At 69.5% G+C, this 26,082-nt stretch carries 21 protein-coding genes and 1 pseudogene; 9 read left to right on the top strand and 13 right to left on the bottom strand.

Translation table 11 applies throughout. The features are described from left to right. The first annotated feature begins 24 nt into the window (after positions 1–24). Positions 25–789 carry a TrmH family RNA methyltransferase gene (locus ACWGIC_RS31590; RefSeq protein WP_452079549.1) on the top strand — a complete coding sequence of 255 codons (765 nt, stop codon included), beginning with the start codon at positions 25–27 and terminating at the stop codon, positions 787–789. On the opposite strand, the gene ACWGIC_RS31585 is transcribed toward ACWGIC_RS31590, so the two are convergent. Then, positions 782–1,165, bottom strand: coding sequence for an HAD-IA family hydrolase (locus ACWGIC_RS31585; protein WP_452079548.1), 384 nt, complete (start codon positions 1,163–1,165; stop codon positions 782–784). The genes ACWGIC_RS31590 and ACWGIC_RS31585 overlap by 8 nt on opposite strands. A gap of 318 nt (positions 1,166–1,483) precedes the next feature. Here ACWGIC_RS31585 and ACWGIC_RS31580 point away from each other — a divergent pair, with 318 nt between their 5' ends. Next, positions 1,484–1,963: an Rv3235 family protein gene (locus tag ACWGIC_RS31580; protein ID WP_452079547.1), complete on the top strand. Its 480-nt coding sequence runs from the start codon at positions 1,484–1,486 to the stop codon at positions 1,961–1,963. A 527-nt stretch (positions 1,964–2,490) separates the two neighbouring features. Here ACWGIC_RS31580 and secA read toward each other — a convergent pair. The 6 genes and pseudogenes from secA to mtrA all read right to left on the bottom strand — a co-directional run. Next, positions 2,491–5,059: pseudogene (gene secA, locus ACWGIC_RS31575) on the bottom strand (preprotein translocase subunit SecA); the annotation flags it as partial. A 263-nt stretch (positions 5,060–5,322) separates the two neighbouring features. After that, on the bottom strand, positions 5,323–6,006 hold the full coding sequence (gene hpf, locus ACWGIC_RS31570) for a ribosome hibernation-promoting factor, HPF/YfiA family (RefSeq protein WP_452079546.1): 684 nt from the start codon (positions 6,004–6,006) through the stop codon (positions 5,323–5,325). 787 nt (positions 6,007–6,793) lie between these two features. After that, positions 6,794–7,432, bottom strand: coding sequence for a ComF family protein (locus tag ACWGIC_RS31565; RefSeq protein ID WP_452079545.1), 639 nt, complete (start codon positions 7,430–7,432; stop codon positions 6,794–6,796). Positions 7,433–7,516: 84 nt separating this feature from the next. Beyond that, positions 7,517–9,286 carry an LpqB family beta-propeller domain-containing protein gene (locus tag ACWGIC_RS31560; RefSeq protein ID WP_452079544.1) on the bottom strand — a complete coding sequence of 590 codons (1,770 nt, stop codon included), beginning with the start codon at positions 9,284–9,286 and terminating at the stop codon, positions 7,517–7,519. Further along, positions 9,283–11,013, bottom strand: coding sequence for an MtrAB system histidine kinase MtrB (gene mtrB / locus ACWGIC_RS31555; protein ID WP_452079543.1), 1,731 nt, complete (start codon positions 11,011–11,013; stop codon positions 9,283–9,285). The genes ACWGIC_RS31560 and mtrB overlap by 4 nt, the downstream gene beginning before the upstream one ends. Positions 11,014–11,020: 7 nt before the next feature. Then, positions 11,021–11,698 carry an MtrAB system response regulator MtrA gene (gene mtrA, locus ACWGIC_RS31550; protein ID WP_037355684.1) on the bottom strand — a complete coding sequence of 226 codons (678 nt, stop codon included), beginning with the start codon at positions 11,696–11,698 and terminating at the stop codon, positions 11,021–11,023. A 173-nt stretch (positions 11,699–11,871) separates the two neighbouring features. Between mtrA and ACWGIC_RS31545 the strand changes: the two genes are divergently transcribed. The 3 genes from ACWGIC_RS31545 to solA all read left to right on the top strand — a co-directional run bounded on the left by ACWGIC_RS31545 (position 11,872) and on the right by solA (position 16,199). Then, entirely contained in the window at positions 11,872–12,657 is a 786-nt protein-coding gene (locus tag ACWGIC_RS31545; RefSeq protein ID WP_452079542.1) for an IclR family transcriptional regulator, read from the top strand. A 183-nt stretch (positions 12,658–12,840) separates the two neighbouring features. Then, a complete protein-coding gene (locus ACWGIC_RS31540; protein WP_452079541.1) occupies positions 12,841–15,078 on the top strand; it encodes an FAD-dependent oxidoreductase in 2,238 nt (745 codons plus the stop codon). After that, positions 15,075–16,199 carry an N-methyl-L-tryptophan oxidase gene (solA, locus tag ACWGIC_RS31535; RefSeq protein WP_452079540.1) on the top strand — a complete coding sequence of 375 codons (1,125 nt, stop codon included), beginning with the start codon at positions 15,075–15,077 and terminating at the stop codon, positions 16,197–16,199. Before ACWGIC_RS31540 ends, solA begins: the two co-directional genes overlap by 4 nt. Here solA and ACWGIC_RS31530 read toward each other — a convergent pair. Continuing rightward, positions 16,189–17,091: an SDR family oxidoreductase gene (locus ACWGIC_RS31530; protein ID WP_452079539.1), complete on the bottom strand. Its 903-nt coding sequence runs from the start codon at positions 17,089–17,091 to the stop codon at positions 16,189–16,191. The two genes, solA and ACWGIC_RS31530, sit on opposite strands and share 11 nt — an antisense overlap. 84 nt (positions 17,092–17,175) lie before the next feature. On the opposite strand from ACWGIC_RS31530, the gene ACWGIC_RS31525 reads away from it, so the two are divergent. Then, positions 17,176–17,748 (top strand): TetR family transcriptional regulator, encoded by a 573-nt coding sequence (locus ACWGIC_RS31525; protein ID WP_452079538.1) that lies wholly within the window; start codon positions 17,176–17,178, stop codon positions 17,746–17,748. On the opposite strand, the gene ACWGIC_RS31520 is transcribed toward ACWGIC_RS31525, so the two are convergent. Further along, the gene (locus ACWGIC_RS31520; RefSeq protein ID WP_452079537.1) at positions 17,745–18,386 is read right to left on the bottom strand and encodes a dTMP kinase; all 642 of its coding nucleotides are present in this window, start codon (positions 18,384–18,386) and stop codon (positions 17,745–17,747) included. The two genes, ACWGIC_RS31525 and ACWGIC_RS31520, sit on opposite strands and share 4 nt — an antisense overlap. Positions 18,387–18,412: 26 nt before the next feature. Continuing rightward, positions 18,413–18,658 (bottom strand): hypothetical protein, encoded by a 246-nt coding sequence (locus ACWGIC_RS31515; RefSeq protein WP_452079536.1) that lies wholly within the window; start codon positions 18,656–18,658, stop codon positions 18,413–18,415. 366 nt (positions 18,659–19,024) lie between these two features. Between ACWGIC_RS31515 and ACWGIC_RS31510 the strand changes: the two genes are divergently transcribed. After that, positions 19,025–19,987 carry a hypothetical protein gene (locus ACWGIC_RS31510; RefSeq protein ID WP_451997827.1) on the top strand — a complete coding sequence of 321 codons (963 nt, stop codon included), beginning with the start codon at positions 19,025–19,027 and terminating at the stop codon, positions 19,985–19,987. Between the two features lie 3 nt (positions 19,988–19,990). On the opposite strand, the gene ACWGIC_RS31505 is transcribed toward ACWGIC_RS31510, so the two are convergent. Continuing rightward, a complete protein-coding gene (locus tag ACWGIC_RS31505; RefSeq protein ID WP_452079535.1) occupies positions 19,991–20,455 on the bottom strand; it encodes a YbaK/EbsC family protein in 465 nt (154 codons plus the stop codon). A gap of 47 nt (positions 20,456–20,502) precedes the next feature. Between ACWGIC_RS31505 and ACWGIC_RS31500 the strand changes: the two genes are divergently transcribed. Then, complete coding sequence (locus tag ACWGIC_RS31500) at positions 20,503–21,045, top strand: helix-turn-helix domain-containing protein (protein ID WP_452079534.1); 543 nt, start codon at positions 20,503–20,505, stop codon at positions 21,043–21,045. Positions 21,046–21,229: 184 nt separating this feature from the next. Here the strand turns inward: ACWGIC_RS31500 and ACWGIC_RS31495 are convergent, their stop codons facing one another. Then, the gene (locus ACWGIC_RS31495) at positions 21,230–21,394 is read right to left on the bottom strand and encodes a PIN domain-containing protein (RefSeq protein WP_452079533.1); all 165 of its coding nucleotides are present in this window, start codon (positions 21,392–21,394) and stop codon (positions 21,230–21,232) included. A 192-nt stretch (positions 21,395–21,586) separates the two neighbouring features. Further along, positions 21,587–23,059: an adenosylhomocysteinase gene (gene ahcY / locus ACWGIC_RS31490; RefSeq protein WP_452079532.1), complete on the bottom strand. Its 1,473-nt coding sequence runs from the start codon at positions 23,057–23,059 to the stop codon at positions 21,587–21,589. A gap of 128 nt (positions 23,060–23,187) precedes the next feature. On the opposite strand from ahcY, the gene ACWGIC_RS31485 reads away from it, so the two are divergent. Next, positions 23,188–25,425, top strand: a complete 2,238-nt coding sequence (locus ACWGIC_RS31485; protein WP_452079572.1) for a hypothetical protein — start codon at positions 23,188–23,190, stop codon at positions 25,423–25,425. Positions 25,426–26,082: the final 657 nt, after the last annotated feature.

Here is a 26,082-nt window from a genome sequence, read left to right as displayed (position 1 = left end):
TTACACAATGCGAGACTGGCCGGTGTGGGTGATGAGCTGGCGGGTTCGCCGAAAGACCGCTTCCTGACCGTTTACGGGCGCAAGCCCGTGCTGGAGGCGCTGGGCGATCCGGACCTGCGCGTGGACAAGGTGATCCTCGCCGACACCGCGCGCGGCCCCGCCGCCGCGGAGATCCAGCGCGCCGCGAAAGCCGCCGGGGTGCCCGTGCAGCGCGCGAGTGCGCACCGGGTGAAAGTGCTGGCGGGCAACGGAAAACAGGACCAGGGCGTACTGGCCGACGTCGTCGCGCCGCGGATGCGCGCCCTCGCCGCCGCCCTGGACGACCGCCGCCCTCCCGCGCGGCTGCTGCTCCTCGACGGCATCACCACGCCGGCCAACGTCGGGATGATCCTGCGCACCGCGACAGCCGCCGGGCTTTCCGGCGTGATCGTGCCGCGCCGAGGCGTCGCCGCGCTGGATCCGATGGTGGTGAAATCCTCGGCGGGCGTTGCCTTCCGGGCACCGGTGCTGCGTTGCGGGTCGGCACGCGAGGCGGCGGAAATGCTGGTGGAAGCCGGTTACAGCCTGTACGCCCTGGGAGCCTCCGCGCCGACGTCGGTGTTCGACGTCGAACTGCCGCAGCGTTCCGCGTTCGTGCTGGGCGGCGAAACCGAAGGCGTCGGCGAGGCGGTCGCCGAACTGGTCACGGAGTGGCTGTCGATCCCGATGCCCGGCGACGTCGAGTCGCTGAACGTCTCCGCCGCGGCCGCGGTCCTGTCGTTCGAACTCGTGCGGCGCGGGGTCAGCTGAACAACGCCGCCAGTTCGTCGAGGGTGCCGGCGACGGTGCGGTGGTGCACGCCGACCATGCCCGCGGCGACAGCCCCGCGCACGTTCCGCTCGGCGTCGTCCACGAACACACACCGGGGAGCGGCCAGCCCGATCCGCTCAGCCGCGACGAGGTAGATCTCGCGATCCGGCTTGGCCACCCCGACCTCGCCGGAGAAGACCAGCGCGTCGAAGTAGTGCGACAGCTCGGTTTTCACTCCGGGCGCGGCCCCCGGCGCGTTCGACACGAGCGCGGTGCGGGTGCCGTTGGCGCGGACGTCGCGGAGGTAGTCGTAGAGCAGCGCGGCGTCCGGGTCGGTGAGCACTCCGGCGTAGTCGACGAGCAAGCCTTTCAGCACTCCGTCAGCCTATCCGCTGTTCAGCGGGGCGAGGCGCATTGATCTGCCCGTCGCGCACGTCGAACGACGCCCCGGAGCGAAACCAACGTCGTGAGTATCGCTCAAACACCGATACCTGAGCCCAGTTATCGCCCTGCACCACGCAGCGTGGGCACCCTCGCCGCCCCACTCCACCGCGGAACTCGCATTAGCGCATCAGGCCGTTTCAGTGCGTCCCGTTCTTCCCTTTTCGCCGGATCAGGCACGCGATGTCCCGTAGCCCGGCGAGGACCCGCACTAAACCGCGGGTGGATATCCATGTTTCGGGGAGGAAACTCGATGACGAACCACAGCCTCCGGCCGCTGTCGGCTGCCCCGGAGGTCAAAGGCCGCCGCACGCACCGCCGCACCGCTTGGCCCTCGCCGTACGACCTGCCGCCCGCGGGGCACCGGCTGCTGCGGCTCACCGACCCGCCCACCGGACGACGGCTCACCCAGCGGCTCAACGCCATCCTCGAAGTCCTCGCCGGACGGCGCGCGGCGGGACAGATCCGGCCGCTCGTGGACGAGGCGTTGTTTTCCCGGCTCAGCAGCCAGGAACTGATGCCGGGCATCCGCCACCACGTCGCCGGGGATCTGCGTGTCTGCCGTCCGACCGAGACCGCGCTCGAAACCAGCACGATCATCCATTCCGGACCGCGAGTGCTGGCACTGGCGGCGCGGTTCGAGCGGACGCGGACGGGCTGGGTGTGCACACGGTTTCACGTGCTCGCACCGCGAACCGAGAGCGCGCAGCCTGGTCGGCCTTCGGTCGCCTAGCGAATTGGGACAGTTGTCCCGATAATTGGGGCAAGCGTCCCGCACCGGCCGAGATTGGCGTACCAGTGTTGGACCTGAGCAGGCCAGCATGGAAACGACAGAACGGCAGCACGAGCGTTCTCGTGCTGCCGTTCTTAGTCGTGCTCATCCATCCACAGTGGACGGATCAGGGGCGCGTCAGCGACGCGGTCCCTTCTTGCCCTTCTTCGCCTGCGCCCGCTCAGCGGCCCGACGCTCGCGCCGGGTGCCGCCCGCGGAACCCGCGTCCGAGTCGTTCGCACTGTCCGAATGGGACTCGACACCGCCGCCCTCGGAAGGGCCGGACATCGTCAGTCCGGATTGGACACCGCCGCCGAGTCCCTTGCCGCGCAAGGCGGACGGGACCGAATCGGAGTCGGTGGCCGGCGGTTGCGGCGGAGCCGGACGGGCGTGCTTGCCCTCGTCCTCGTCCTTGTTGCCGAACGCCCCGGCCGCCGCGGCGGTGGCGGACGTGACGCCGCCCGGGAGCGCCGACGGTTCCGGCTGCTGCGCGGTTTCCGGCTCGGCGCGCTCGACCTGCAGGTTGAACAGGAAGCCGACGGCCTCCTCCTTGAGCGAGTCGAGCATCGCGCGGAACATGTCGAAGCCCTCGCGCTGGTACTCGATCAGCGGGTCGCGCTGCGCGAGCGCCCGCATCCCGATGCCCTCCTTGAGATAGTCCATCTCGTAGAGGTGCTCGCGCCACTTGCGGTCCAGCACGGTGAGCATGACCTGGCGCTCGAGGCGGCGCATCGAGCCTTCCTCGCCGACCAGCTCGTCGATCTCGGCCTCGCGCTTGGCGTACGCCGCGAGCGCGTCGTCGACCAGCGCCTGGGTGAGCGATTCCGAGTCGAGGTCGCCGTCCTCGATCAGGTCGTCCCAGTCCAGGCTCACCGGGTACAGCGTCTTCAGCGCGGTCCACAGCTGCTCGTGGTCCCAGTCCTCGGCGTAGCCCTGGGACGTCGCGCCCGTGACGTAGGCCTTCACCACGTCGATGATCATGTGCTCGATCTGCTCGCGCAGGTCCTCGCCTTCGAGCACGCGGTGGCGCTCGGCGTAGATCACCTTGCGCTGCTCGTTCATGACCTCGTCGTACTTGAGGACGTTCTTGCGGGTCTCCATGTTGAGCTGCTCGACCTGGGTCTGCGCGCTCTTGATCGCCTTGGAGACCATCTTGTGCTCGATCGGCACGTCGTCCGGCAGCCGCATGGTGGTCATGATGCGTTCGACCAGCACCGCGTTGAACCGGCGCATCAGGTCGTCGCCCAGCGACAGGTAGAACCGCGATTCGCCGGGGTCGCCCTGCCGTCCGGAACGACCGCGCAGCTGGTTGTCGATGCGCCGCGATTCGTGCCGTTCGGTGCCGAGCACGTAGAGCCCGCCCGCCTCGCGTACTTCCTCGGCCTCGGCGCGCGCCTCTTCCTTGATCTCCTCGAGCACCTTCGGCCACGCGGCCTCGTACTCCTCGGAGTTCTCGACCGGGTCGAGACCGCGTTCGCGCAGCACTTCGTCGGCGATGATGTCCGGGTTGCCGCCGAGCACGATGTCGGTACCGCGGCCCGCCATGTTCGTGGCGACGGTGACCGCGCCCTTCCGGCCGGCGCGCGCGACGATCAGCGCTTCCTTGTTGTGGTACTTGGCGTTCAGCACCTCGTGCGGCACGCCCAGCTTGAGCAGCAGCTTCGACAGGTGCTCGGACTTCTCCACGCTCGTGGTGCCGACCAGCACCGGCTGGCCCTTTTCGTGCCGCTCGGCGATGTCCTCGGCGACGGCCTCGAATTTCGCCTGCTCGTTCTTGTAGATCAGGTCGGCACGGTCCGCGCGGACCATCGGCCGGTTCGTGGGGATCGGCACCACGCCGAGCTTGTAGGTCTGGTGGAACTCCGCCGCCTCGGTCTCGGCGGTACCGGTCATGCCGGCCAGCTTCTTGTACAGCCGGAAGTAGTTCTGCAGCGTGATCGTGGCGAGCGTCTGGTTCTCCGCCTTGATCTCGACGCCTTCCTTGGCCTCGATCGCCTGGTGCATGCCCTCGTTGTAGCGGCGGCCGACGAGGATGCGCCCGGTGAACTCGTCGACGATCATGACCTCGCCGTCGCGGACGATGTAGTCCTTGTCCTTGTGGTAGAGCTCCTTGACCTTCAAGGCGTTGTTCAAGTAGCCGACCAGCGGGGTGTTCGCCGCCTCGTACAGGTTCTCGATGCCGAGCTGGTCCTCGACGAACCGGACGCCCTTTTCGGTGACCGCCACGGTGCGCTTGCGGACGTCGGTTTCGTAGTGGTACTTCGAGTTGATCAGGTTGGCCTTCTCGACCCGCTCGCGCGTGCCCATGGTGGTGGTGTCGATGCCCTGCATCAGCGGCGCGAGCCGGGCGAACTCGACGTACCACCGCGACGACTGGTCCGCCGGGCCGGAGATGATCAGCGGGGTGCGCGCCTCGTCGATGAGGATCGAGTCGACCTCGTCGACAATCGCGAAGTTGTGCCCGCGCTGCACGCATTCGTCGAGCGACCAGGTCATGTTGTCGCGCAGGTAGTCGAAGCCGAACTCGTTGTTCGTGCCGTAGGTGACGTCGGCGTTGTAGTGCTTGCGGCGCTCCTGCGGGTCCTGCTCGGCGATGATGACGCCGACCTCGAGGCCGAGGAAGCGGTGGATGCGGCCCATCCACTCGGCGTCGCGCTTGGCAAGGTAGTCGTTGGTGGTGACGACGTGAACGCCGTCCCCGGGGATGGCGTTCAGATAGGCCGCGAGGACGCAGGTGAGCGTCTTGCCCTCGCCGGTCTTCATCTCGGCGACCTGGCCGAGGTGCAGCGCCGCCCCGCCCATGAGCTGGACGTCGTACGGCCGCTGGCCGAGCACCCGGTGCGCCGCTTCCCTGGCGACGGCGAACGCCTCCGGCAGCAGCTCGTCCAGGGACTCGCCCTTGCCGTACCGCTCGCGGAACTCGTCGGTCTTGGCCCGCAGTTCGGCGTCCGACAGGTCCTTCACGTCGTCTTCGAGGGTGTTGATGTGATCGGCGATGTTGCGCAGCCGCTTCACCATCTTGCCCTCGCCCGCGCGGAGCAGGCGGTTCAGCACCATCCGGTCGACCTCACTAGCTGATCATGATCGCGCCCAGGCCGTTCCCGGGCAGTAAATCGCCACGGCTGGCGCCCGTGTGCGCCGCCGCCGTCTCCCCCATCGTAGGGAACGCGGACTGGTCCGCGCACGCACGTCGTCGCAGAAGGTCACGACAGGTTTGCACAGGTCCCGACGAAGGTCGTGCCGCGGGTCGTGCTCCGGGCACGCCGACGGCCCGGACGCGGTAGGGTGGGGGCCGCCGGCGAGATCGTTCCGGGCGGGAGTCAGCCCAGCCGGATCACGCCGTAGTCGAAGCCCTTTCGCCGGTAGACGACACTCGGCCGGCCGGCCTCGGAGTCGTTGTACAGATAGAAGTCGTGGCCGACCAGCTCCATCTCGTAGAGAGCCTGGTCCACCGTCATGGGGTCCGCGTCGTGTTGCTTCTCGCGGACGACGCGGCCGGGCTGATGGCCCAGGTCCTCGTCTTCCCAGCGCCCCTGCCGGGGAATGTCGCCCGCACTCGTCGCCGCGAAACCGTTCACCATGGATTCGGTCGCGTCGGGTGCGTCCAGTACGGCCGTGCCCATCGCGGGCCCGGCGACCGCATCGGATCCGCCGACCATCGACGTCGCCTCGGCGACCGATTCCGGGCGGCTGCGTCCGTAATGCACGCGCCTGCGGTCGTGTGTCCGCCGGAGCCGGTTTTCCAGCTTGGTGACGGCGGAGTCGAGCGCTGCGTAGAAGTCGGCTGCGCTCGCTTCGGCGCGAACAGCCGGACCGCGGCCCTTCCCGGTGATCTCGACGCGCTGGCAGCTCTTGGCCTGCCTGCGGTTGGGCTCGTGGAAGAGCTCCACGTCGTAGCGGATGACCTTCTTGTCGTAGCGCTCAAGGCGGGCCAGCTTTTCGCTGACAAGCGCCCGGTAATGCTCGGGCACCTCCACGTTGCGGCCCTTAACGACGATGTCCATACACGACCTCCCTCGCTGAGGAAACTGCGAGCTGTTGTGTTCTCACGGCACCGGTACTGCACGGCTACTGCACGGGTTCGGCGGGCTGAAAAGAATTCGGCGACCGGATCACGACGTCTCGTGGCGGAAGCTCGAACGCGGACTCAGCGGGCCGCCGGCGCCAGGGACATGGGCTGCACACCTCCCTGCCTGCGGGTATTGCTGATAGCGGAGCACGTTAGCTTCATCACGCCGTCCGCAACAGCCCCCGAGCCGGGGGATGTCACGATCCGGGAACCAGTCACGGGGCGCAGTGAATCATGCGTGCGCGGCCTGGAACCACCGCTCGGAAGGCCGATCGCGCATACCTGATTTTCACGCGGACGGCGCAACCCGGCGGCACCTCGGACGCCGAGGGTGACCGGCCCTCCGGACACAGCCGCCACCTCGGTGGACTGCCCCGTCACGGGGGTGATTCCGGCCTTGGCCCTCATATCCCGACAACGGGCGACGACGTCAGGAGGTTCCCTCTTGACATCACTCGTGTAGGTGACACCTGGCGGTAGTGGGCGTTCGAACGTGAGTTGCCTCCCTGGCGATAAAGCGGGCGAAGATTTTCGGGCGGACGGTTTTTGGAATCATTCCGGTTTCGGCCGCGGACGGATTTCGGGTCGCGGACGAAGCGAGCGACCGGTTTCCGCGCAACCGGAATTCGGTTTCGGATGCCACCGCTTCCGGCGCGGCGGATTCGCGGAGACGGACTGGACCAGGGCGCGTTCAGGTTTTCGGACGGGGGACAGGCTGCCTCTCAGACTGTCGCCAGCAGGGCAAGTACCGCCACCACCGGCACGCCCGCGTTTTTCAACGCTGTGACGCATGCGGCGGACGTTGCGCCTGTGGTGATCACGTCGTCCACCACCACGACCCGCGTCCCCGGCGGCGGACGGCCAGCCGCGGCGAAGCGCAGGCGGTCCTCCAGGTTGGCCATCCGCTCGGCCCGGCTCAGGCCGACCGCGTCCCGGCCGCCCTTCACCACCAGGGCAGGCGCGACACAAGCCCCCGTCAACCGGGCGGCTTCCGCAGCGATTCGCTGGACGTGCGGGCCGCCGCGAACCCGCGACGCGGTCCGTCTGCTCGGAGCCGGGACAAGACACCACGGACTGGCCCGAGCGGACGGCAACGCCATCAGGCCAGCCGCCAGCACCCGGCCGAGAAACGGGGCCACGTCCCGACGGCGGCGTTCCTTGCAGGCGATCAGGATTCGCTTGGCGACCCCCGCGTAGCGCGCCAGGGCATAGGCCGGGGACAACGCCGCCAACGGCGCGCGAAGCACCGCAGTGGGGGACCCCCACGTCGTGGAGCATCCGGCGCACACGGGCGCGCCGCGGGTTTCACAGCCTGCGCAGTAGGTCGGCAGGAGCAGGTTCAGAAGCAGTCTCAGCACCATGACTCCGAGTGTGCACCCGACCACCGACAGTTTCGGGCCGCGCGAGCACCAGAACCCGAAATCCGCCTCAGGCGAGCACCGGGATCACCCCGGATAGAACGGATCCGCGTTCTGCATCGAGTGCGCCTGCGGCCGCCACACCTCGCCCAGTTCGGTCGCCGTCCACAGTCCCCCGGCGTCCGCGACGACGATCGGCTGGCTCGGGGCCGCCGCGACCGCCCGCACCGGAGCGGTGAGGTTCGAGCTGTTGTAAGCGTCCATCCGCCGTCCGTCCACCGAAAGCCGCTGGACCGGCTGCGACGGCGAAGACGTCGCAGCCACGAGGGTGTCCGGCGTCGAGCCCCAGTCCACGTCCAAGACATCCGTGAGAACACCCGGCTGCAGGACCCGCGGCTCGCGCAAGGTGACCGTGTCCCCGCTGCGCACCACCGACGCCACCACCAGCTGGCCGTTCACCGTCGCGGCCACGCGCGCACCGTCCCGGGAAAGCCGGAGGACGCCGATCGGCCCCAGCGCCAGCAGGTCGTTCGCGTTGACGCTTTGGCGCAGCCAGCGGCCGTTCGGGTCGAGGACTACCCGCGCGATGATCGAATGATCGACGACCGTCCACGCCTCGTTCGACGGCCCGGCTCCGGCCTGCGCAGGACGCCAGGTCGGGCGGCTCAGCGAACCGCCGCCGAGCTCCACCGTCGGCAGGTCGCGGCCGAGATCGCCGATGCGCAGCCGTACCCGGTCGCCGTCCTGCTCGACCACCGCAAGGCGTTTGCCGTCGATCGACTGGGCCGCGCTCACCACCGGGTACGCGCCGTTGCCCACCGCGCCCGCGACCGGAGTGCCGTCGCCGAGCGAACGGACCCGGCCGCCGATCGTCATCAGGCCCCGCGAATCCAGACTCTGCGACGAGGCAGCGTTGTACGCGGGCACGTCGCTGCTGCGCCAGTACTCGTGGTCGCGCACGAGCGGCGCGCCGTCGGCGAGCAGCCGGATCCGGGTCGAGGTGACGGTCTGCATCGACAGCACGATCTGCGCGGCGATCAGCGACCGCGTCTCCGGTCCGGCTCCGGTGAGCCCGGTCAACGAGACGGTGAGCGAGCCGTCGTCGTTGTTCTTCACGTTGTTTTCGAGCGACACCCCGTCGCCGAACAGGTTCTTCACCGCGCCGGTGAGCCCGGCGGACGGGCCCTGCAGGATCAGGTCCATGACCCGGCCCGGCATGCCCGACTGCGGTTTCGCCGGGACATAGCGCAGATCCGGCACGAAGGCGCCGGAGTCGGGCGAGTAGAAGCTCACCGAGACCGGGTTGTAGTTGCCGTCGAACTCGTCGTCGGTCACCAGCAGCACCGGCGGGGGCGGGCTGGAGATCCGCCATTGCCCGTCGGCCTGCTTGCGCACCTGGAAGGTCTGCTCGGCCGGGCCGCTGCCGGGGATGAACGCGGAATCCGCGCTCAGCGTGCCGAGCACCGAACCGCGCACCGAAACCGTGCGGACGTTCGGATCCGGCGCCGTCGAAGGCGGCGGGGACGTGGCGGTGGGGCTGGTGCTCGCGCCGGTGTCGTAAACCGTGCTGAAGGTCTTGTCGATGATCGTGAACGAGCGGTTCGGCCGCCACGCGCCGCGCTGTTTGTCGTCGAGGAACGCCCGCGAGGCCGCGTTGCTCGACCGCGGGTCGGCGTTGGCCTTGATGAACAGCCGCACGATGTCGAGCGGCTCGGCGTTGGCCGGCGGCTCCGGCGCGTTGTTGGCCTGCTGCGGAGCCTTCTCGGCGGACACCACGACCGGCAGCGATTCCTGCGGGACGTTCGCGCAGCTCACGAGCACCAGCGCGCAGGCGAGAAGGAGAAACGCTCGCCTCACTGACCGACCTCCTCCCGGTCCGGGGCCGGATCGGCGAGGATCGCTTCCGGCGCGGGCTGCAGTTCGGCGACCGACGACGGCGACAGCGTGATCTCCGAAACCGCGTCGGGCGGCGGCAGCACCAGCGGGCTGTCCGCGATCGGCACGCCTTGCCGGCGCGGCACCACGAGCCGGAAGCACGCGCCGTGTCCCGGCTCGCCCCACGCGTCGAGGACGCCGCCGTGCAGCCGCGCGTCCTCCTGGCTGATCGCGAGCCCGAGCCCGGTGCCGCCGGTGCGCCGGTTGCGCGACGGGTCGGCGCGCCAGAACCGGTTGAACACCAGCTCGGCCTCCCCCGCCCGCAGGCCGACGCCGTAGTCCCGGACGGTGATCGCGACCGCGCTCTCGTTCACCGCGACCGTCAGCACCACCGGTTTGCCCTCGCTGTGGTCGACGGCGTTGGCCAGCAGATTGCGCAGGATCCGTTCGATCCGCCGCGCGTCCACCTCGGCCGAGGTGTCCTCGTCCGGCAGCACCAGTTCGACCGCGCTGCCCGCGGTCCCGGCGAGCACCCGCACCTGCTCGACCGCACGCGTCGCGATCGGCCGCACGTCGATGTACTCAGCGGAAAGCTCCTCGACGCCCGCGTCGAGCCTGCTGATCTCCAGCAGGTCGCCGAGCAGCGCCTCGAACCGGTCCAGCTCGTCGACCAGCAGTTCGGTGGAGCGGGCGAGGCCGGGAGGGAACTGCTCGCGGGACGCGTGCAGCACGTCGGCGGCCATCCGCACGGTGGTGAGCGGGGTGCGCAGCTCGTGCGAGACGTCGGAGGTGAACCGGCGCTGCAAGCCGCCGAATTCCTCGAGCTGGCGGATCTGGTTCTGAATGCTGGCCGCCATGCTGTTGTAGGAGACCGCGAGCTTGGCGAGGTCGTCCTCGCCCACGACGGCGAGCCGCTGGTCGAGGTCGCCGCCCGCGAACTGTTCGGCCGCCGCGACGGCTTGCCGGACCGGCCGCACCACCTGCCGGACCACCAGGTTCGTGATGCCCGCGAGCAACAGCAGCAGCACGATCCCGGCGACGAACAAGGTGTTCTGCACCGTCGAGACGGTGGTCTGCTCGCTGGTGAGCGGGAACAGCAAGTACAGCTGCAGCGGGTTGGGCCCGGACAGCAGCGGAGTGCCGACGATCAGGTAGGTGGTCCGTACGCCGCCCTCGTCGACGGTGTGCTCGAGCCGCGCGAGGTGATCGGCCTCGACGAACTGGCGCAGCCGTTCCGGCACCGAGCCGAACGGCCCGACATACACCGGGTCGGCGTCCGACTGGCCGCGCCCGACGCTGGCCAGCACCGGCTCGAAGGTGCCCGCGGTGGAACCCGCGCGCGACGAGGACGTGGTCGAGATCTTCTTGAGCGCGTTCTGCAGACGCGTGTGCAGCGCGTCCGTCGACTCGCCGCCGACGCCGACCAGCTCCCGCGCGGCGGTGTCGGCCAGCGCTTGGGTCTGCTCGATCGCGGCGCGGCGCTTGGTGTCCAGCAGCCGTTCGGTGATCTGGTTCTGCAGGACCATGCCCAGCACGAACACCACGGCCGAGGACAGCGCGAGCGTCGAGATCGTGACGCGGAACTGCAGCGAGTGCTTCCACAGCTCGTTGAACGCCACCGCGCGGCGGCGTGCGAAAACCACGACCCGGCCGGCGAGCCGGGCCGTGGCGCGGGCGGCGGCACGAAGCCGCCCCGCGAAAGCGGTCATCGGCGGATCACGGCGGGCCGGCCTTGTACCCGACCCCGCGCACCGTCAGCACCACCTCCGGGTGCTCCGGATCCTTCTCCACCTTCGAGCGAAGACGCTGGACGTGCACGTTCACCAGCCGGGTGTCGGCCGCGTGCCGGTAGCCCCACACCTGTTCGAGCAGCACCTCGCGGGTGAACACCTGGCGCGGCTTGCGGGCCAGCGCCACGAGCAGGTCGAATTCGAGCGGCGTCAGCGGGATCGCCTTGCCGTCGCGGGTGACCTCGTGTCCGGGAACGTCGATCGCGAGATCCCCGATGGTGAGCGATTCGGCGGGCTCGGCCTCGGTGCGGCGCATCCGGGCGCGCACGCGGGCGACCAGTTCCTTCGGCTTGAACGGCTTCACCACGTAGTCGTCGGCGCCGGACTCGAGGCCGAGCACGATGTCCACGGTGTCGCTCTTCGCGGTGAGCATGACGATCGGCACGCCGGATTCGGCGCGGATCGCCTTGCACACGTCGATGCCGTTCATGCCGGGCAGCATGAGGTCGAGCAGGACCAGGTCCGGTTTCAGCTCCCGGAGGGCGGGCAGTGCCCGCGAACCGTCCGCGACCACCGCGGTGTCGAACCCTTCGCCGCGGAGGACGATGGTGAGCATCTCCGCCAGCGCCGGGTCGTCGTCGACCACCAAGACACGTGCCTTCATGACCACATGTTCGCACTACCGCCCGCACCCTCGCGCACGACCCGCGCGTTTGACCACCGGAAAGATCAAGATCACCGGCCCGGTTGGGCCATCCGGGCCACTCCGGCGCCCGGTCCCGGCCGGATTCCCCCGCTCAGCCGAACAGATCGCAGCCGAACGGTTACTGTTGCGCTATGCGGAACCAGGACTCGGGAAACGCAACGGGAAGCGCGGTGCAGTCCGTCGACCGGGCGATCACGGTCCTGGAACTGCTCGCCCGCAACGGCGAAACCGGCATCACCGAGATCGCCGGGGAGCTGGGCGTGCACAAGTCCACCGCGTCCCGGCTGCTGAGCGTGCTCGAGGCGCACGGGATGGTCGAGCAACTGGGCGAACGCGGCAAGTACGCGATCGGGTTCGGCGTGGTCCGGCTGGCGGGCGCCGCGACCGGCCGGATGGACCTGGCCAAGCTCGGCAGGCAGACCTGCCAGACGCTCGCCGAGGAGCTGGGCGAGACGGTCAACATCGCGATCGCCGACGACGGCGTCGCGATCAACATCAGCCAGGCCCGCGGTTCGGCGGCGATCACCACGCAGAACTGGACCGGCCAGCGCACGCCGCTGCACGCCACCTCCAGCGGCAAGGTGCTGCTGGCCGCGATGGACGAGTCCGAGCGCAAGCGGATGCTCGCGCACGAGCTGGAGCAGTACACGCCGCGCACCACCGTCGACCGGGAAGAGCTGGCGGCCGAGCTGGACCGAGTCGCCGAGGACGGCTACGCGGCCTCGTTCGAGGAGCTGGAACTGGGCATGCACGCGGTCGCGGTGCCGGTGCGCGGGCCCGGCGGCGAGGTCGTCGCGGCGATGAGCGCGTCCGGTCCGTCCTACCGGCTGTCCAAGCAGCGGATCCGGCAGATCGTCGCGCCGATGGCCGAGGCGGCGCGGGAGCTTTCCGCTCAGCTTGGCTACTTTTCCGCGTGACCTCCTCCGCCGCGGCGGCTCTCTTGACAGCGCGCCCGCGATCCCGCAATTTGTGAGTTGCAGCAGACGGAACATCGATCTCCATCCGCAACGCGTCCGTTCCCCCGCGGGGGCGTTCCGGCATGCCTGTCTCGTCCCGAGCCGGGCCGTCCGCGACGGCCGGCAGGCAGGAGGTACCTCGCGATGGCAGTGCGACCGCGGGTGGTTGTGCTCGGCGCCGGGCTCCTCGGCTGCGCGGTCGCCGACGAGCTGACCGAACGGGGCTGGACGGACGTCACCGTCCTCGAACCGGAACCGGCGATCGCCTCGGCCGGGCCGGGGCTGCTCTTCCGCACGCACGCCGACCGCACGGCGGCGGAGTTCGCCAAGCACACCGCGGAGAAGTACAGCGGCCTGACCGTCGACGGCGGCTGGTGTTTCCAGCCGGTCGGGAGCCTCGAACTCGCGACCACGCCCGGGCAGCTTCGCCGGCTGCGGCAACGGCTTGGCTGGGCGACGTCGTCCGGGATCCGCGGTTACCTGCGCGAACCGGATGAATGCGCCCAGCTGCACCCGCTGCTCGACTCCGCGAAGGTGCTCGGCGGCCTGCACCTTCCCGGCGACGGGCTCGTCAAACCGATCCGCGCGGCGCTCGCCCAAGCGCGCCGTGCGAAGGAGCGGGGCGCGAAATTCCTTACCGGACAAGAGATTGTCGAGATCGTGCGCACGGCGGGCCGGGTGACCGCGGTGGCGACCGCGACCGACCGGTTCCGCGCCGACGTGGTCATCTCGTGCGCCGGAGTGCGCGGACCGCGGTTCGGACAGCTGGTCGATCTCGCCGTGCCGGTGGTTCCGGTCGCCGTCGATCACGCGCGCACCACGCCGCTGGCGCAGCTCACCGGGGACAACGACCATTTCACCGAGGCGGACAAGCCGATCCTGCGCGGGGCCGGGCTGTCGCTGCGCGAGCACGTCGACCGGCTGGGCATCAGCGCGCTCGGCCCGGTCGAGACCGACGCCGCGTTCGCGCCGGCCGGTTTCGAGGAGTCGTGGACGGCTGCGCTCGCGTTGGTGCCCGCGCTGGCTGACGCGAAGGTCGAGGAGGGTGTCCGGCAGCTGATCCCTGGTACGCCGGACGGGTTGCCGTTGCTGGGCGAACATCCGGATCTCGACGGGTTCTGGGTCGCCGAAGCCGTGGACTGCGCGTGGAGCGCCGGGGTCGCGCGCGAGCTGGCGCGCTGGCTCATCGAAGGACAAGCGCACCTCGATCTGCACTCCGTCGACCTCGCCCGGTTCGACCGGCTGCAGCTCGCGCCCGGCCGGGTACGGGAGCGGAGCTTGGCGGCGGCGGGCCATCAGAGGTCAGCGACGTCACTGCTGCGGACCACGCCCTGCTATGAGCGCGAAGTCGCGCTGGGCGCGGAGTTTCGCGAGGAAGACGGCTGGGCGCGGCCTCAGCGGTACACCACCGGCGGACGCGAGGAAGCAGTCGCGGCCCGCACGCGGGTGGCGTTGTTCGACCTGACCCCGCGGCGGCGGCTGGAAGTCACCGGCCGCGGCGCGCTGCCGTTTCTGCAGACGATGACCACGAACCAGCTCGACCGTCCGCCCGGCTCGGTCACCGGCACACTGCTGCTCGGCGAAGACGGCGGCGTCCGCAGCGATCTCACCGTCGCCCGGCTAGGCGTGGAGCAGTTTCACGTCGCCGCGCGGCACCATCGGGATGTCGCCTGGCTGCGCCGTCATCTGCCCGGCGACGGCTCGGTCCAGCTGCGCGAAACGACCGGCGGCACCTGCTGCCTCGGCTTGTGGGGGCCATTCGCCGAGCAGGTGCTGCCTGAACTGTCCACATCGGACTCCCAGGTCTGGCGTACCTACCTCGGCGACGTGCCGGTCACCGTGCTGCGCGTGTCCGAGGTGGGCGAACCCGGCTGGGAGCTGCACACCAGCGCGGATCTCGGCCGGTCGCTGTGGGACGCGCTTTGGGCAGCCGGGCAGCCGTACGGGATCGTCGCGGCCGGCGAAGACGCGTTGCGCAGCCTCCGGATGGAGAAAGGGCACCGAAGATGCGGTGTCGACGTGACCACCGAGCACGACCCGTACGAAGCCGGTCTCGGGTTCGCGGTGCGGATGGACAAGGGCTATTTCCTCGGCCGGGACACGCTTCTCCACCGTTCTCCCTCGGTGGTGCGCCGGAAACTGGTGTGCTTGACCATCGACAACGCGAATTCCGTGTCGCAGGGCCGGGAACCGGTGTACGTCGACGGCCGTCCGGCGGGGTACGTCACGAGCGGCGCGTACGGCTACACCGTCGACAAAAACCTGGCCTACGCCTGGCTTCCGGTCGAGGACGCCCGGCCGCGCACGCCAGTCGAAATCGAACACTTCGGGGAACGGCTCGCGGCGAAGGTGGCCGCGGAGCCGTTGAGGAGCAGTGAATGACGCATTACGACGTGATCGTGATCGGTCTCGGCGGAATGGGCAGCGCGGCTGCCTACCGGCTGGCGCGCCGGGGCCAGAAGGTGCTCGGGATCGACCAGTTCGCGCCGGTGCACAATCTCGGTTCGAGCCACGGCGGTTCGCGGATCACGCGGCAGGCGTACCTCGAAGGCCCGGATTACGTACCGCTGCTGCTGCGCGCCCACGAGATGTGGGACGAACTCGAACGCGATTCCGGGCGGTCGCTGTTCACCCGCTGCGGTGCGGTGATGGGCGGACCGCCGGAGTCGCGCACGATCACGGGAAGCACCCTTTCCGCGGAGAAATTCGATATCCCGCACGAAATCCTGGACGCGGCCGAGATCCGGCGCCGGTTCCCCACCATCACTCCGGCCGAGGACGAGGTAGCGCTGTGGGAACCGGGCGCCGGGTTCGTGTCGCCCGAAGGAAGCGTCGCCGCGCATCTGCAGCTCGCCGCGCGCCACGGTGCCGAACTGCATCACGAAGAGCAGGTTTTCACCTGGACCAGCACGGAATCCGGGGTGCGGGTCGGCACCGCTTCGAGCTACTACACCGCCGAGCGGCTCGTGCTGTGCCCTGGCGCGTGGGCACCGGTCCTGCTCGGCGACCTAGGCGTCGGCTTCGAGGTGCGCCGCCAGGTCCAGTACTGGTTCGAACCAACGGACGTGCGGGCGTTCACCGATCATCCCGTCTACATCTGGGAAACCGCCGAAGGGGGTCAGTTCTACGGTTTCCCCGCGCATACGGCGCAAGGCGTCAAGGTCGCCGTGCACCTCGGCGGCACGCCGTGCACCGCCGACACGATCGACCGGCGGATCCACGACGACGAGGTAGCCGCGGTCGCGGCCGTCGTCGGCTCCCGGATGCCGACGCTCCCGGCGACCTTCCGCCGCGCGGCGACCTGCCTCTACACCAACACCCCGGACGAGCATTTCGTGATCGCTCCGCACCCGAAGCACCCGCGAGTGGTGGTGGCGTGCGGATTTTCCGGGCACGGCTTCAAATTCGTACCGGTGGTCGGGGAAATCCTCGCCGAGTTGATCGTGGACGGCAAGACGCGGCACCCGATCGCGCTGTTCGATCCGGCAAGGTTCACGCACTAGCGAAGTAGTGTTCCTCCGCCAGATCTTCAAGCAGGCCAGGGTGTTCCGGCTTCCAGTCGAGCAGTTCGCGAGTGCGCGCGGCGGAGGTCGGCGCGTCCGACTGCACCATCGGCGCCAGGAACGCGAAGTGCGCCGCGGCTTCCTCCGGAGTGATGGACTTCGCCGGGACACCGAGCCGCGCACCGATCGTCTCGGCGATCTGCCGGAGCGAAAGGGCCTCGTCGCCGACTGCGTGCAGCACCGTCCCGGCCGGGGCGTTCTCCAATGCCAGCCGGTAGAGCCGGGCCGCGTCCAGCGTATGACCGGCGGACCAGCGGTTGGCCCCGTCGCCGACGTAGGGCGAAACCCCGGCCGCGCGAGCGAACCGGATCATCGTCGGGACGAAACCGTGTTTGTCGAGCGAACTGTGCACCGACGGCGGCAACCGCACCACTGACGACCGGACGCCGCGTTCGGCGAGCCCGAGCACGTAGTTCTCCGCGTCGACCCGCGCGCCGCCGGGAAGACGGTCGTCCTCGGTCGCGGTGCGGCCGAGCCCGGCGAACATCAGCGTCCCGGAGGTCGAGACCAATGGTTTGCCGGTGCCGGCGAGAGTTTCGCCGAGCGCCTTCAGCGCGGCGAGGTCCGCGTCGACCGCACCGGCGAACTCGCCGCTGGCCATCAGGTCGTGCTTGAACGCCAAGTGCACGACTCCGTCCGCCTCCGCGGCGGCTTCGCGCAGGCCGTCCAGATCGTCGAGGTCGCCGCGCCGCACCTGCGCGCCGCGGTCGGCGAGGACCGCGGCGGACGCGTCCGACCGGGCGAGGCCGACCACCTCGTGCCCGGCGGCGAGAAGTTCGGGGACGAGGGTCGAGCCGACGTGCCCGCTGGCCCCGGTGACGAAAACCCGCATGAGTGTTCCTTCCACAGTTGATGACACCTGGTGACATCATCATACGCCGGATGTCATCTGGTGTCATCACCTAGACTGGACGGCATGGGCCGCTGGGAACCGAACGCACGCCAACGCTTGGAGCAGGCCGCGCTCGACCTGTTCACCGAACGCGGCTACGACCAGACCACGGTCGCCGAAATCGCCGAACGCGCCGGTCTCACGAAACGAACGTTCTTCCGCTACTTCGCCGACAAACGCGAGGTGCTGTTCGGCGGGCAGGAGGAACTGATCCGGCTGTTCTCCGAAGGCATCGCCGGGACACCAGCGGGCGCGACGCCGTTCGAAGCGGTGGGCGGGGCATTGGATGCCGTGGCGGCGGTTTTCACCGGCGAGCGGCTGGCTCAGGCTCGGCAACGACAGCCGGTCGTGGCGGCGAACAGCGACCTGCTCGAACGCGAATTGCTCAAGCGCACCAAGCTGGTCGCGGCCATGCACGACGCACTCGCCGCGCGCGGAATCGACGAGCCGGCCGCGACCGTCGCGGCCGAACTGGGCTGTCTCGCGTTCGGCACGGCCTTCCATCGCTGGGTCGGGGCAGGCAATCAGCGGGAGTTCGGCGCCCTCGCGGCCGAAGCGCTCGGCGAATTGCGCGCCGGGGCCGCGGCGCTGGGTTAGGCGAGCAGGGATTTCGCCAGCGTCGGCAGATCAACGCCAGCCACGCCGTCCAGCACATGCCACGGCGCGAGCCACGACGCCGCGGCCAGCTCGTCGTACACCGCGGCACAACGCTGCTGCAGCGAATCGTCCGACTCGAACGCGTCCCGCGCCCTCGCCGCGTCCGACTCCGCCCGGCGCACCGCCCGCTCGGCAGCGACCTCCGGGCTCACCCGCAGCAGCAGATGCGCGTCCGGCCGCGGCAACCCGAACCGGGTCACCTCGAGGTCCCAAACCCACTGCACCACAGCGCCATCGGCGTGCTCGCGCAGCCGCGCGGCGGCGTACGCGGCGTTCGAGGCGACGTAGCGATCCAGCAGGACCACGTCGTTGGCCGCGAGCAGCGCGCGGATCTCGTCGGCCGCGCCACTGCGGTCGAGGGCGTAGAGCATCGCCATCCCGTACACCGAGTCGGCGAGGTCGCCGTGCCCGCGATGCAGCGCTTCCCGCACCAGATCGGCGTGCACGCTGCGGCCGTAGCGCGGGAAGGCGAGACTGCCGACGCTCGCGCCGGCGTCTTTCAGCGCAGCAGTCAGCCCCTCGGACAGCGTGCGCTTGCCCGCGCCGTCCAGACCTTCGATTACGACCAGTCGCCCCACGCTGTCGAAGATACTTGGTGGCGTGCTCAGGCCGTCTCTCGGCGCGCGCGGACGTAGCCGAAGTAACCCACCGGCACCGCGACCAGCAGACCGGCGAGACAGAGCAGCGGAATCCAGTCGTCGCCGTGCGGCGTGGCCGGCGTGCTCTGGCCGTCCCTCGGCACCACCTCGCCGCGCGGCGAGGCCGCGAGGTGGGCGTTGCCGGTGCCAGCGGGCTGCGCCGCGCCCGCGCCCGGAGCCGACACCGGCAACGCCAGGCCCGTGAACGCCACGACAAGAAGCAAGCGTCCACCGCGCCTTCGGCAAGTGGCCAAGGACCGCCGGACCCGCCCGGCAGTGCTCTCCACGTGATTCGGTTTCCCCAGCACCACGACGCACCTCCCGCCTAGACGTGGCCAGTGGTGGTCACAACGGTGAACCGGTCGGTCACTCCGAGCAAGATGCCCGTCCGGCTACGCGGGTGTTCCGGGTCGGCGGTGGAACACGGAACGGTTACCCTTCCGTGGCCAAGCACACCAAACGGGGGCCGGACCCGTTACCGCGCGCTGCTAACGTGAACGTTCCGCGGCATTCACGCCCAGCGCACGGGCGGCGTTGAAGGGACAGCGGTGGCACGAGACGGGGATGGCCCACTGATCATGGAACCTGGCCGGCGCGGCGCGAGTGAACTGCCGCCCGAGCTCGGCGAAGCACTGCGATCCGGAGAATTCCACCAGGCGCTGCGGCTCGCGATCGCGCATCGCGGCCTGTCGCTCGCCCGGCTGCGGGCGCACCTCGCGCTCCGCGGCGTCCACATCGGACAGTCGACGCTGAGCTACTGGCAGCGCGGGCTGCGCCAGCCCGAGGTGCCGAAGGCACTGCCCGCGGTCCGCGCGCTGGAATCGGTGCTGCAACTGCCCGCGGACTCGCTCGTGGTGCTGATCGGCCCGCGCACCGCGCGCCCGCGCGGGCACCAGGCCGCGGCGTCGTTCCACGACCTGCGCTCGGGTGAGATGGGCGCGATCGTCGAGCAGCTGATGAGCGACCTCGGCGCGGCACCAGCGTCGCGGCAGTCGAACTCCGACCTGGAAATGCTGTCGGTGCACGACCAGATCACCATCGACGAGCAGAAACACCAGGTGAAATTTCGCACCCGGCTGGTCACCCGCGCGCGACGGCACGGCCCGGACCGTTACGTGGCGGTCTACAACGGCGACCCCGGCTGCCGGATCGACGACGTCGAGCTGATCACCGCGGAAGGCTGCCGGGTCGGCCGGATCCGCAGGCATCCGGCGCGCGAGACGATGGCGACGGAACTGCTTTTCGACCGGAAGCTCGCCGAGGGCGAGATTCACGTTTTCTGCTTCGAAATCCACGACAATTCCGCCGTGACATTCCCCGGGTACTACCGGATGCTGCGCGACCAATGCGCGAGCTATCTGCTGCAACTGCAGTTCGCGCCCACCGCGATGCCCGCCCGGATCACCCGCGAGGTCCGCGCCCGCGACGACGCCCTTCCGGTCGAAGCGGAGGAATTGCCGTGCGACACCGGCGGCGTGACGAGCGGGTATTTCCGCGACACCGGACCGGGGCTGGCGGGCATCGCGGTGGAATGGAACTGAGCGTTAACCGTCCACCCGCTGCGGCGTGCCCTTGGTGATCCGCACCAGTTCGTCGAACGTCGTCGGGAAGACGGCGTTCGGCGTCCCCGCCGCGGCCCACACCTCGGAGTACTGGCGCAACGCCTCGTCCACCACCGTCTCCAGCGGAGCCGGATGCCCGACCGGCGACACCCCGCCGATCACCTGCCCGGTCGCCGCCCGCACCTCGTCCGGCTTGGCCCGGCGGATCCGGCCGCGCCCGAGCCGGGCGGCGAGCGCCTCGACGTCCACCCGGTGCGCGCCGCTGGTCAAGACCAGCAGCGGAGCGTCGTCGGCCAGGAAGACCAGGCTGTTCGCGATCGCGCCGACCGGACAGCCGAGCGCGTCCGCCGCCTCGGCCGCGGTCCGCGTGGACTGCGGCAAAGTCCTCGCCTTGCCCTCGACCCCCGCCGCGTCGAGGGCGTCCTGAACGTTCTGCACCGCTGACATCCGTACACCTCCAGCTGTTCTGTAAACAGAACACTAGACTAGGCCAGGTGTCGACGTCACCCGCCCCGGACGGCCGCGCGCTCGCCGCGGCGGTCGGTACCCGCATCCGGACGCTGCGCACCCGCGCGGGCGTCGGCCTGACCACGCTCGCCGCCGACAGCGGCCTCGGCAAGGGAACGCTGTCGGAACTGGAAAACGGCCGCCGCAACCCGACGCTGGACACGCTGTTCGCCATCGCCACGGCGCTGTCGATCCCGCTGAGCGACTTGCTCTTCGGCGACGGCGGCGTGGCCGAAGCACACGGGGACAGCGTGGCGGCGACCCTGCTCGGCCGATGGGAGGATCCCGAAGGCGTGACCGAGGTGTACCGGCTGAGGATCCACGAACGGGTCCAGGTGTCGCACGCGCACAGCCCGGGCGTGCGGGAGGTTTTGACGGTGCTGACCGGGACGGCCGAAGTGGGGCCGGTCGATGCTCCGGTGACGGTTTCCGTGGCGGGAACGCATACGTTTATCGCGGAAACGGATCATGTTTACCGCGGAATTGGCGGGGAGGCTACGGCGGTGTTGACGATGCGGTATCCGCGTTAGCGGACGAGGAGGCTGTTGGCTTTTGCCGCATCGGCCTGACGCGCGTCACAGGTGACCACAGTGACGGGTTCGCCGCCGAAAAAACGCGCGCAGGCCGGAACGGAATCACGCCCAACGTCGAAGAACGGCTCATCGCATCGAACTGATCGAGAAACTCCCACGCATCCGGGATACGCCCGGACCGCTAGGCCGCCGCCATCGCGCTCACGAACTCGATCCGGGTCAGTTCACTGGCGAGAACCCGGTTCCGGCCACTCGCAAGCAGGTCGCGCAACTCGAGATGCTCTGGCTCATCAGCGAGGAACACCTGCACGACCGCGCTCGTATCGGCGTAATAGACAGTCACCATTTACCCCGCGAGCAGCCGAGCTTTCCACGCCTCCGGTGCCTCTTCCCTGTTGAGCGCGTCTTCGTCGACGCGAGTGATCAATTGCTTCACCACGCCAAGATAACACGTAACCCATTAGAGTTATCACGCGTTTTCATTTGCAGACAAAAGCCACCCCGAAACGCATTTCGGGGCGACTTTTATGTCAGCAGATCAGTAACGGTAGTGCTCCGACTTGAACGGACCCTCCACGTCCACGTCGATGTATTCCGCCTGTTCCTTCGACAGCTTCGTCAGCTCGCCGCCCAGCGCTTCCAGGTGGATCCGGGCGACCTTTTCGTCCAGCTTCTTCGGGAGGCGGTAGACCTCCTTGTCGTACTCCTCGGTCTTGGTGAAGAGTTCGACCTGCGCGATGACCTGGTTCGCGAAGCTGTTCGACATCACGAAGCTCGGGTGCCCGGTCGCGTTGCCCAGGTTCAGCAGCCGTCCCTCGGACAGCACGAGGATGCTCTTGCCGTCCGGGAAGACCCATTCGTCGACCTGCGGCTTGATGTTCACCCGCCGCACGCCCGGGTAGCGCGCGAGACCCGCCATGTCCAGCTCGTTGTCGAAGTGGCCGATGTTGCCGACGATCGCCTGGTGCTTCATCCGCGCCATGTGCTCGACCATCACGACGTTCTTGTTGCCGGTGGTGGTCACGTAGATGTCGCCCTCGTCCAGCACCGTCTCCAGGCGCTTGACCTCGTAGCCGTCCATCATCGCCTGCAGCGCGCAGATCGGGTCGATCTCGGTGATGATCACCCGCGCGCCCTGGCCGCGCAGCGATTCCGCCGCGCCCTTGCCGACGTCGCCGTAGCCGCAGACCACCGCGACCTTGCCGCCGATCAGCACGTCGGTGCCGCGGTTGATGCCGTCGATCAGCGAGTGCCGGATGCCGTAGCGGTTGTCGAACTTCGACTTGGTCACCGAGTCGTTCACGTTGATCGCCGGGAACAGCAGCTCGCCCGCGGCCGCCAGCTGGTACAGCCGCAGCACGCCGGTGGTGGTCTCCTCGGTGACGCCCTTGACGCTCTGCCCGATGGCGGTCCACTTGCCCTTGTCCGCCGCGACCGAAGCGCGCAGCAGCTCCAGGAAGACCTTCCACTCCTCGGGGTCCTCGTCGTCGGCGGACGGAACCACGCCCGCCTTCTCGTACTCGGTGCCCTTGTGCACCAGCATGGTGGCGTCGCCGCCGTCGTCGAGGATCATGTTCGGGCCTTCGCCCTCCCACGTGAGCATCCGCTCAGTGCACCACCAGTATTCCTCGAGCGTCTCGCCCTTCCACGCGAACACCGGGACGCCCTTGGGCTCCTCGGGCGTGCCGTGCGGTCCGACGACCACCGCGGCCGCGGCGTGGTCCTGGGTGGAGAAAATGTTGCACGAGGCCCAGCGCACCTCCGCGCCCAGCGCCACCAGCGTCTCGATCAGCACCGCGGTCTGCACGGTCATGTGCAGCGACCCGGCGATTCGCGCCCCGCGCAGCGGGTAAACCTCAGAGTATTCGCGACGCAGCGCCATCAGCCCTGGCATCTCGTGCTCGGCGAGCCGGATCTCCTTCCGGCCGAACTCGGCGGCCTCGAGATCGGCGACGGCGAATTCGATGCCGCCCCGGGTGTCGTGCCGCTTGACAACGCTTTCGGGGGTCATAGTGCGGTTCCTCCAAGGTTTGATGGCACCTGAACAGTACCGTTGTCGGCTCGACCCTGACTCGAACGGATGAGGAGAGAATCACCGTGCCCGCCCCGCTCCCCGGCCATGACACCCGCATCGTCGAAATGAGGGTGTCCGGACTCGTGGGCACGAGCGGCGAGACGCTCCTCGACACGGTCCAGACCGTCGACGTCGCCGGCGACGACCTCGGCCGCGTGGTGCGCCCGGCCGACCGGCTGCGGCGTCCGGCTCCGGGGCCGGTGGTGCCCGCGCTCGGCCGGTCGATCCCGCGCACTGTCGAAGGTTACCTGTGGAGCGGCATGACGTCCGGGGGCGTCGCGAAGGCCGTTTGGGCGCTGCTGTTCCCGTTCTCGCTGGCGAACGTCGCGTTCTGGATGCTGCCGCCGGTGCATCGCGGCCGCTGGCTCGGCGGCGTGTGCCGCGGCCTGCTGCGGATCGCCTCGGTGCTGCTCACCATGCTGCTGGTCAGCCAGGTCGCGGCCGCGGTGCTGGACCTCGTCGCGACGCAATGCCTCGCCCCCGGACGGGCCTGCCTCACCTGGGTGACCCCGGAACTGCGCAAGGGACCGCTGCGGATCGGCGTAGGCGTGGCAGTGCTTCTGGCGCTGGTCTACGCCCTGCACCGGATCTCGTCCACGAACTGGCGGGTGCGCCAGGCCGGACATCCCGCCCGCAAAGGCGTCCCGATGCGGTTGCGCGCCGATCCGGAAGCGCCCGGGATGTCCGCGACACACGCGGTGGCCGCACTCGCCTGCATCTCCTTGCTCTTGCTGGGCGGACCATTCCACGTGCCCACCCAGATCCCGCAGTTGATCGGGTGGATCTGCACCCTCGCACTGGTCCTCGCGGTTCTGGTCGGAGGCGCGATCGGCAGCGACACCGGCACCATCGCCCGCCGGAGCCTGATCACCTTCGCGACGCTGCTGGTCATCTTCGCCGCCGTGCTGGCCAGGCCGGTGGACAACCGGTTGCCCGGCGTCGACAACACCGTCGAAGGCCTCGGCGGCTCTCTGCTCGTAGTCACTTTGCTGTTCGCACTCGCGCTGATTCCGTCGGCACTGCTGGCCCGCCCAGCCTGGCGCGACCGCCCACGCCGGCTCCGGCCGTGGCTCGGAGGCTGGGCCGCGGCCCCGGTACTCGCACTCGCCGGACTGCTCGGCGGAGGTTTCGGCGCCGGGCTGGCGATCGCCGTCCGAAAACTGCTCCGCGCCGAAAAGCTTTCCCTGCCCACGACGTACGACCTCGTCACCGTCCTGTGGGGCGGCGGACTAGGCCTGATGGCATTGCTCGCCATCGCGGGTTACGCCATCGCCATCCCGCTGCGCCGCCGCCGGCGCGGCATCCCGCCCATCGTCGAACTGATGGAACACGACGAGCAGCAAGAACAAGACGCCGCACGGGCCTGGGCACGCTCCGCCTGGGAACGCCGTCACCTGCACCACCTGGCCTTGATCGTCGCGCTGGGCCTCTGCGTCGGCGCGATCGCACTGCTGGTCGTGCGGTTCGGTTTCAACCTGCAGCCCGGCTGGTTCACCCCCGTCGGCGCGCTCGGCGTGTTCGCCCTAGGCGCGCTAGCCGCCGGACTCCTGCGAGTGGTCTACTCCGCGGCCCGCTCCCCGCAACGAAGCCGGCACCTGGGTGCTCTGTCGGATCTCGTTTCCTTCTGGCCACGCGCAGCGCACCCCGGCATCCCGCCCTGCTACGCGCTGAAGGTCGTGCCCGAACTGGCAGCGCGGGTCAAGGAACACCTAGCTGAACCCGGCACGCGAGTCGTGCTGTCCGGCCTGAATCTGGGCAGCATCCTCACCGTGCTCACCGCCGCTCAACTGTGCGCCGAACTCCCTCCGGACGAACGCGACCGAGTCGGCCTGCTCACCGCCGGATCACCCCTGCAGTGGGGTTATCAACGCGCCTTCCCCGCCGTCCTGCCGCAAGAGTCGCTGGCAGAGTTGTTCGCTTCGCTAGACGGCCGCTGGCGCGCACTATGCCGAGGCACCGACATCTTCGGCGGCGGCGTGACAACCTGGCGACACCAAACGAGCGGCGGCCACCTGCTGGGCGAGGGCTACCTGCCCGAAGGCAAATGGGGCGCACTGGAAGCCACCCCAGACGACGCCGGAGTCCTCATCCTGGGCGGCGACCACTGGGTGCCCGACCCCCTGCGAGCCCCCGACGGCCGCCGCCGCTGGGCCCCCGGAGTCCTCAAACACACCGAATACCTGGCCGACCCGGAGTGGGACAACGCCGTGGCCATGGCCGCAGGCCTGGGCCGCCCGAACGGCCGTGCCCGCACCCTGGGCGAACAAGGCTCCCTGTTCGGCGACCTGCCCCGCCCCCGCTAAGCCCGCGCCGCGATTGCCCGCGAGGGGAAGCTTCACGGCCCCGGATTCCCCACTGTTTCCCTCACTACCCGCGCACCGTCCGTGAGGGCCACCTTCACAGACTCTGATTCCCCCAGGGTTCCCCTCACTACCCGCGCAAGTCCGTGAGGAACCCCTGCACGGACTCCCTCAAGGGCCCTTTCACGGCCCGCCCCCAGCCCGCCACACCGCCCCCAACGGCCTACGCACCCAATGTGGCATTCGGTGCATCCCACGCACCCAACGCCACATTCGGTGCGTCACATGCACCCAACGCCACATTGGGGCGCTAGCCCCGCCCCTCACCCACCCGCCACCCGCGACCCCACCCCGCCAGCGCACCCAAGCCGCCGCACCCACCACCCCACCGCAGCCCGCGACCCCAACTCCCCACCACACTCAAGCCCCGCGCCCCACCACCTCAACCGCACCCGCGCACCCAAACCCACCAGCTCATCCAAGCCCCGCGCCCCACCTGCCCAACCGCACCCGCGCACCCAAACCCGCCAGCGCACCCACACTCCCCCGCACCCCGATACGAAGCCAAAAACGCGGACGGCGGGTGCTTGTCAAGGCATCTTTCCCGCCTTGACAAGCACCCGCCGTCCGTCGTCACAATCAGCTTCGGGGTGCCCCCAC

This window comes from Amycolatopsis sp. NPDC054798 (assembly GCF_053611505.1).
The sequence above is the reverse complement of the archived record's forward strand: the minus strand, read 5'-3'. Positions and strand labels throughout refer to the sequence as shown.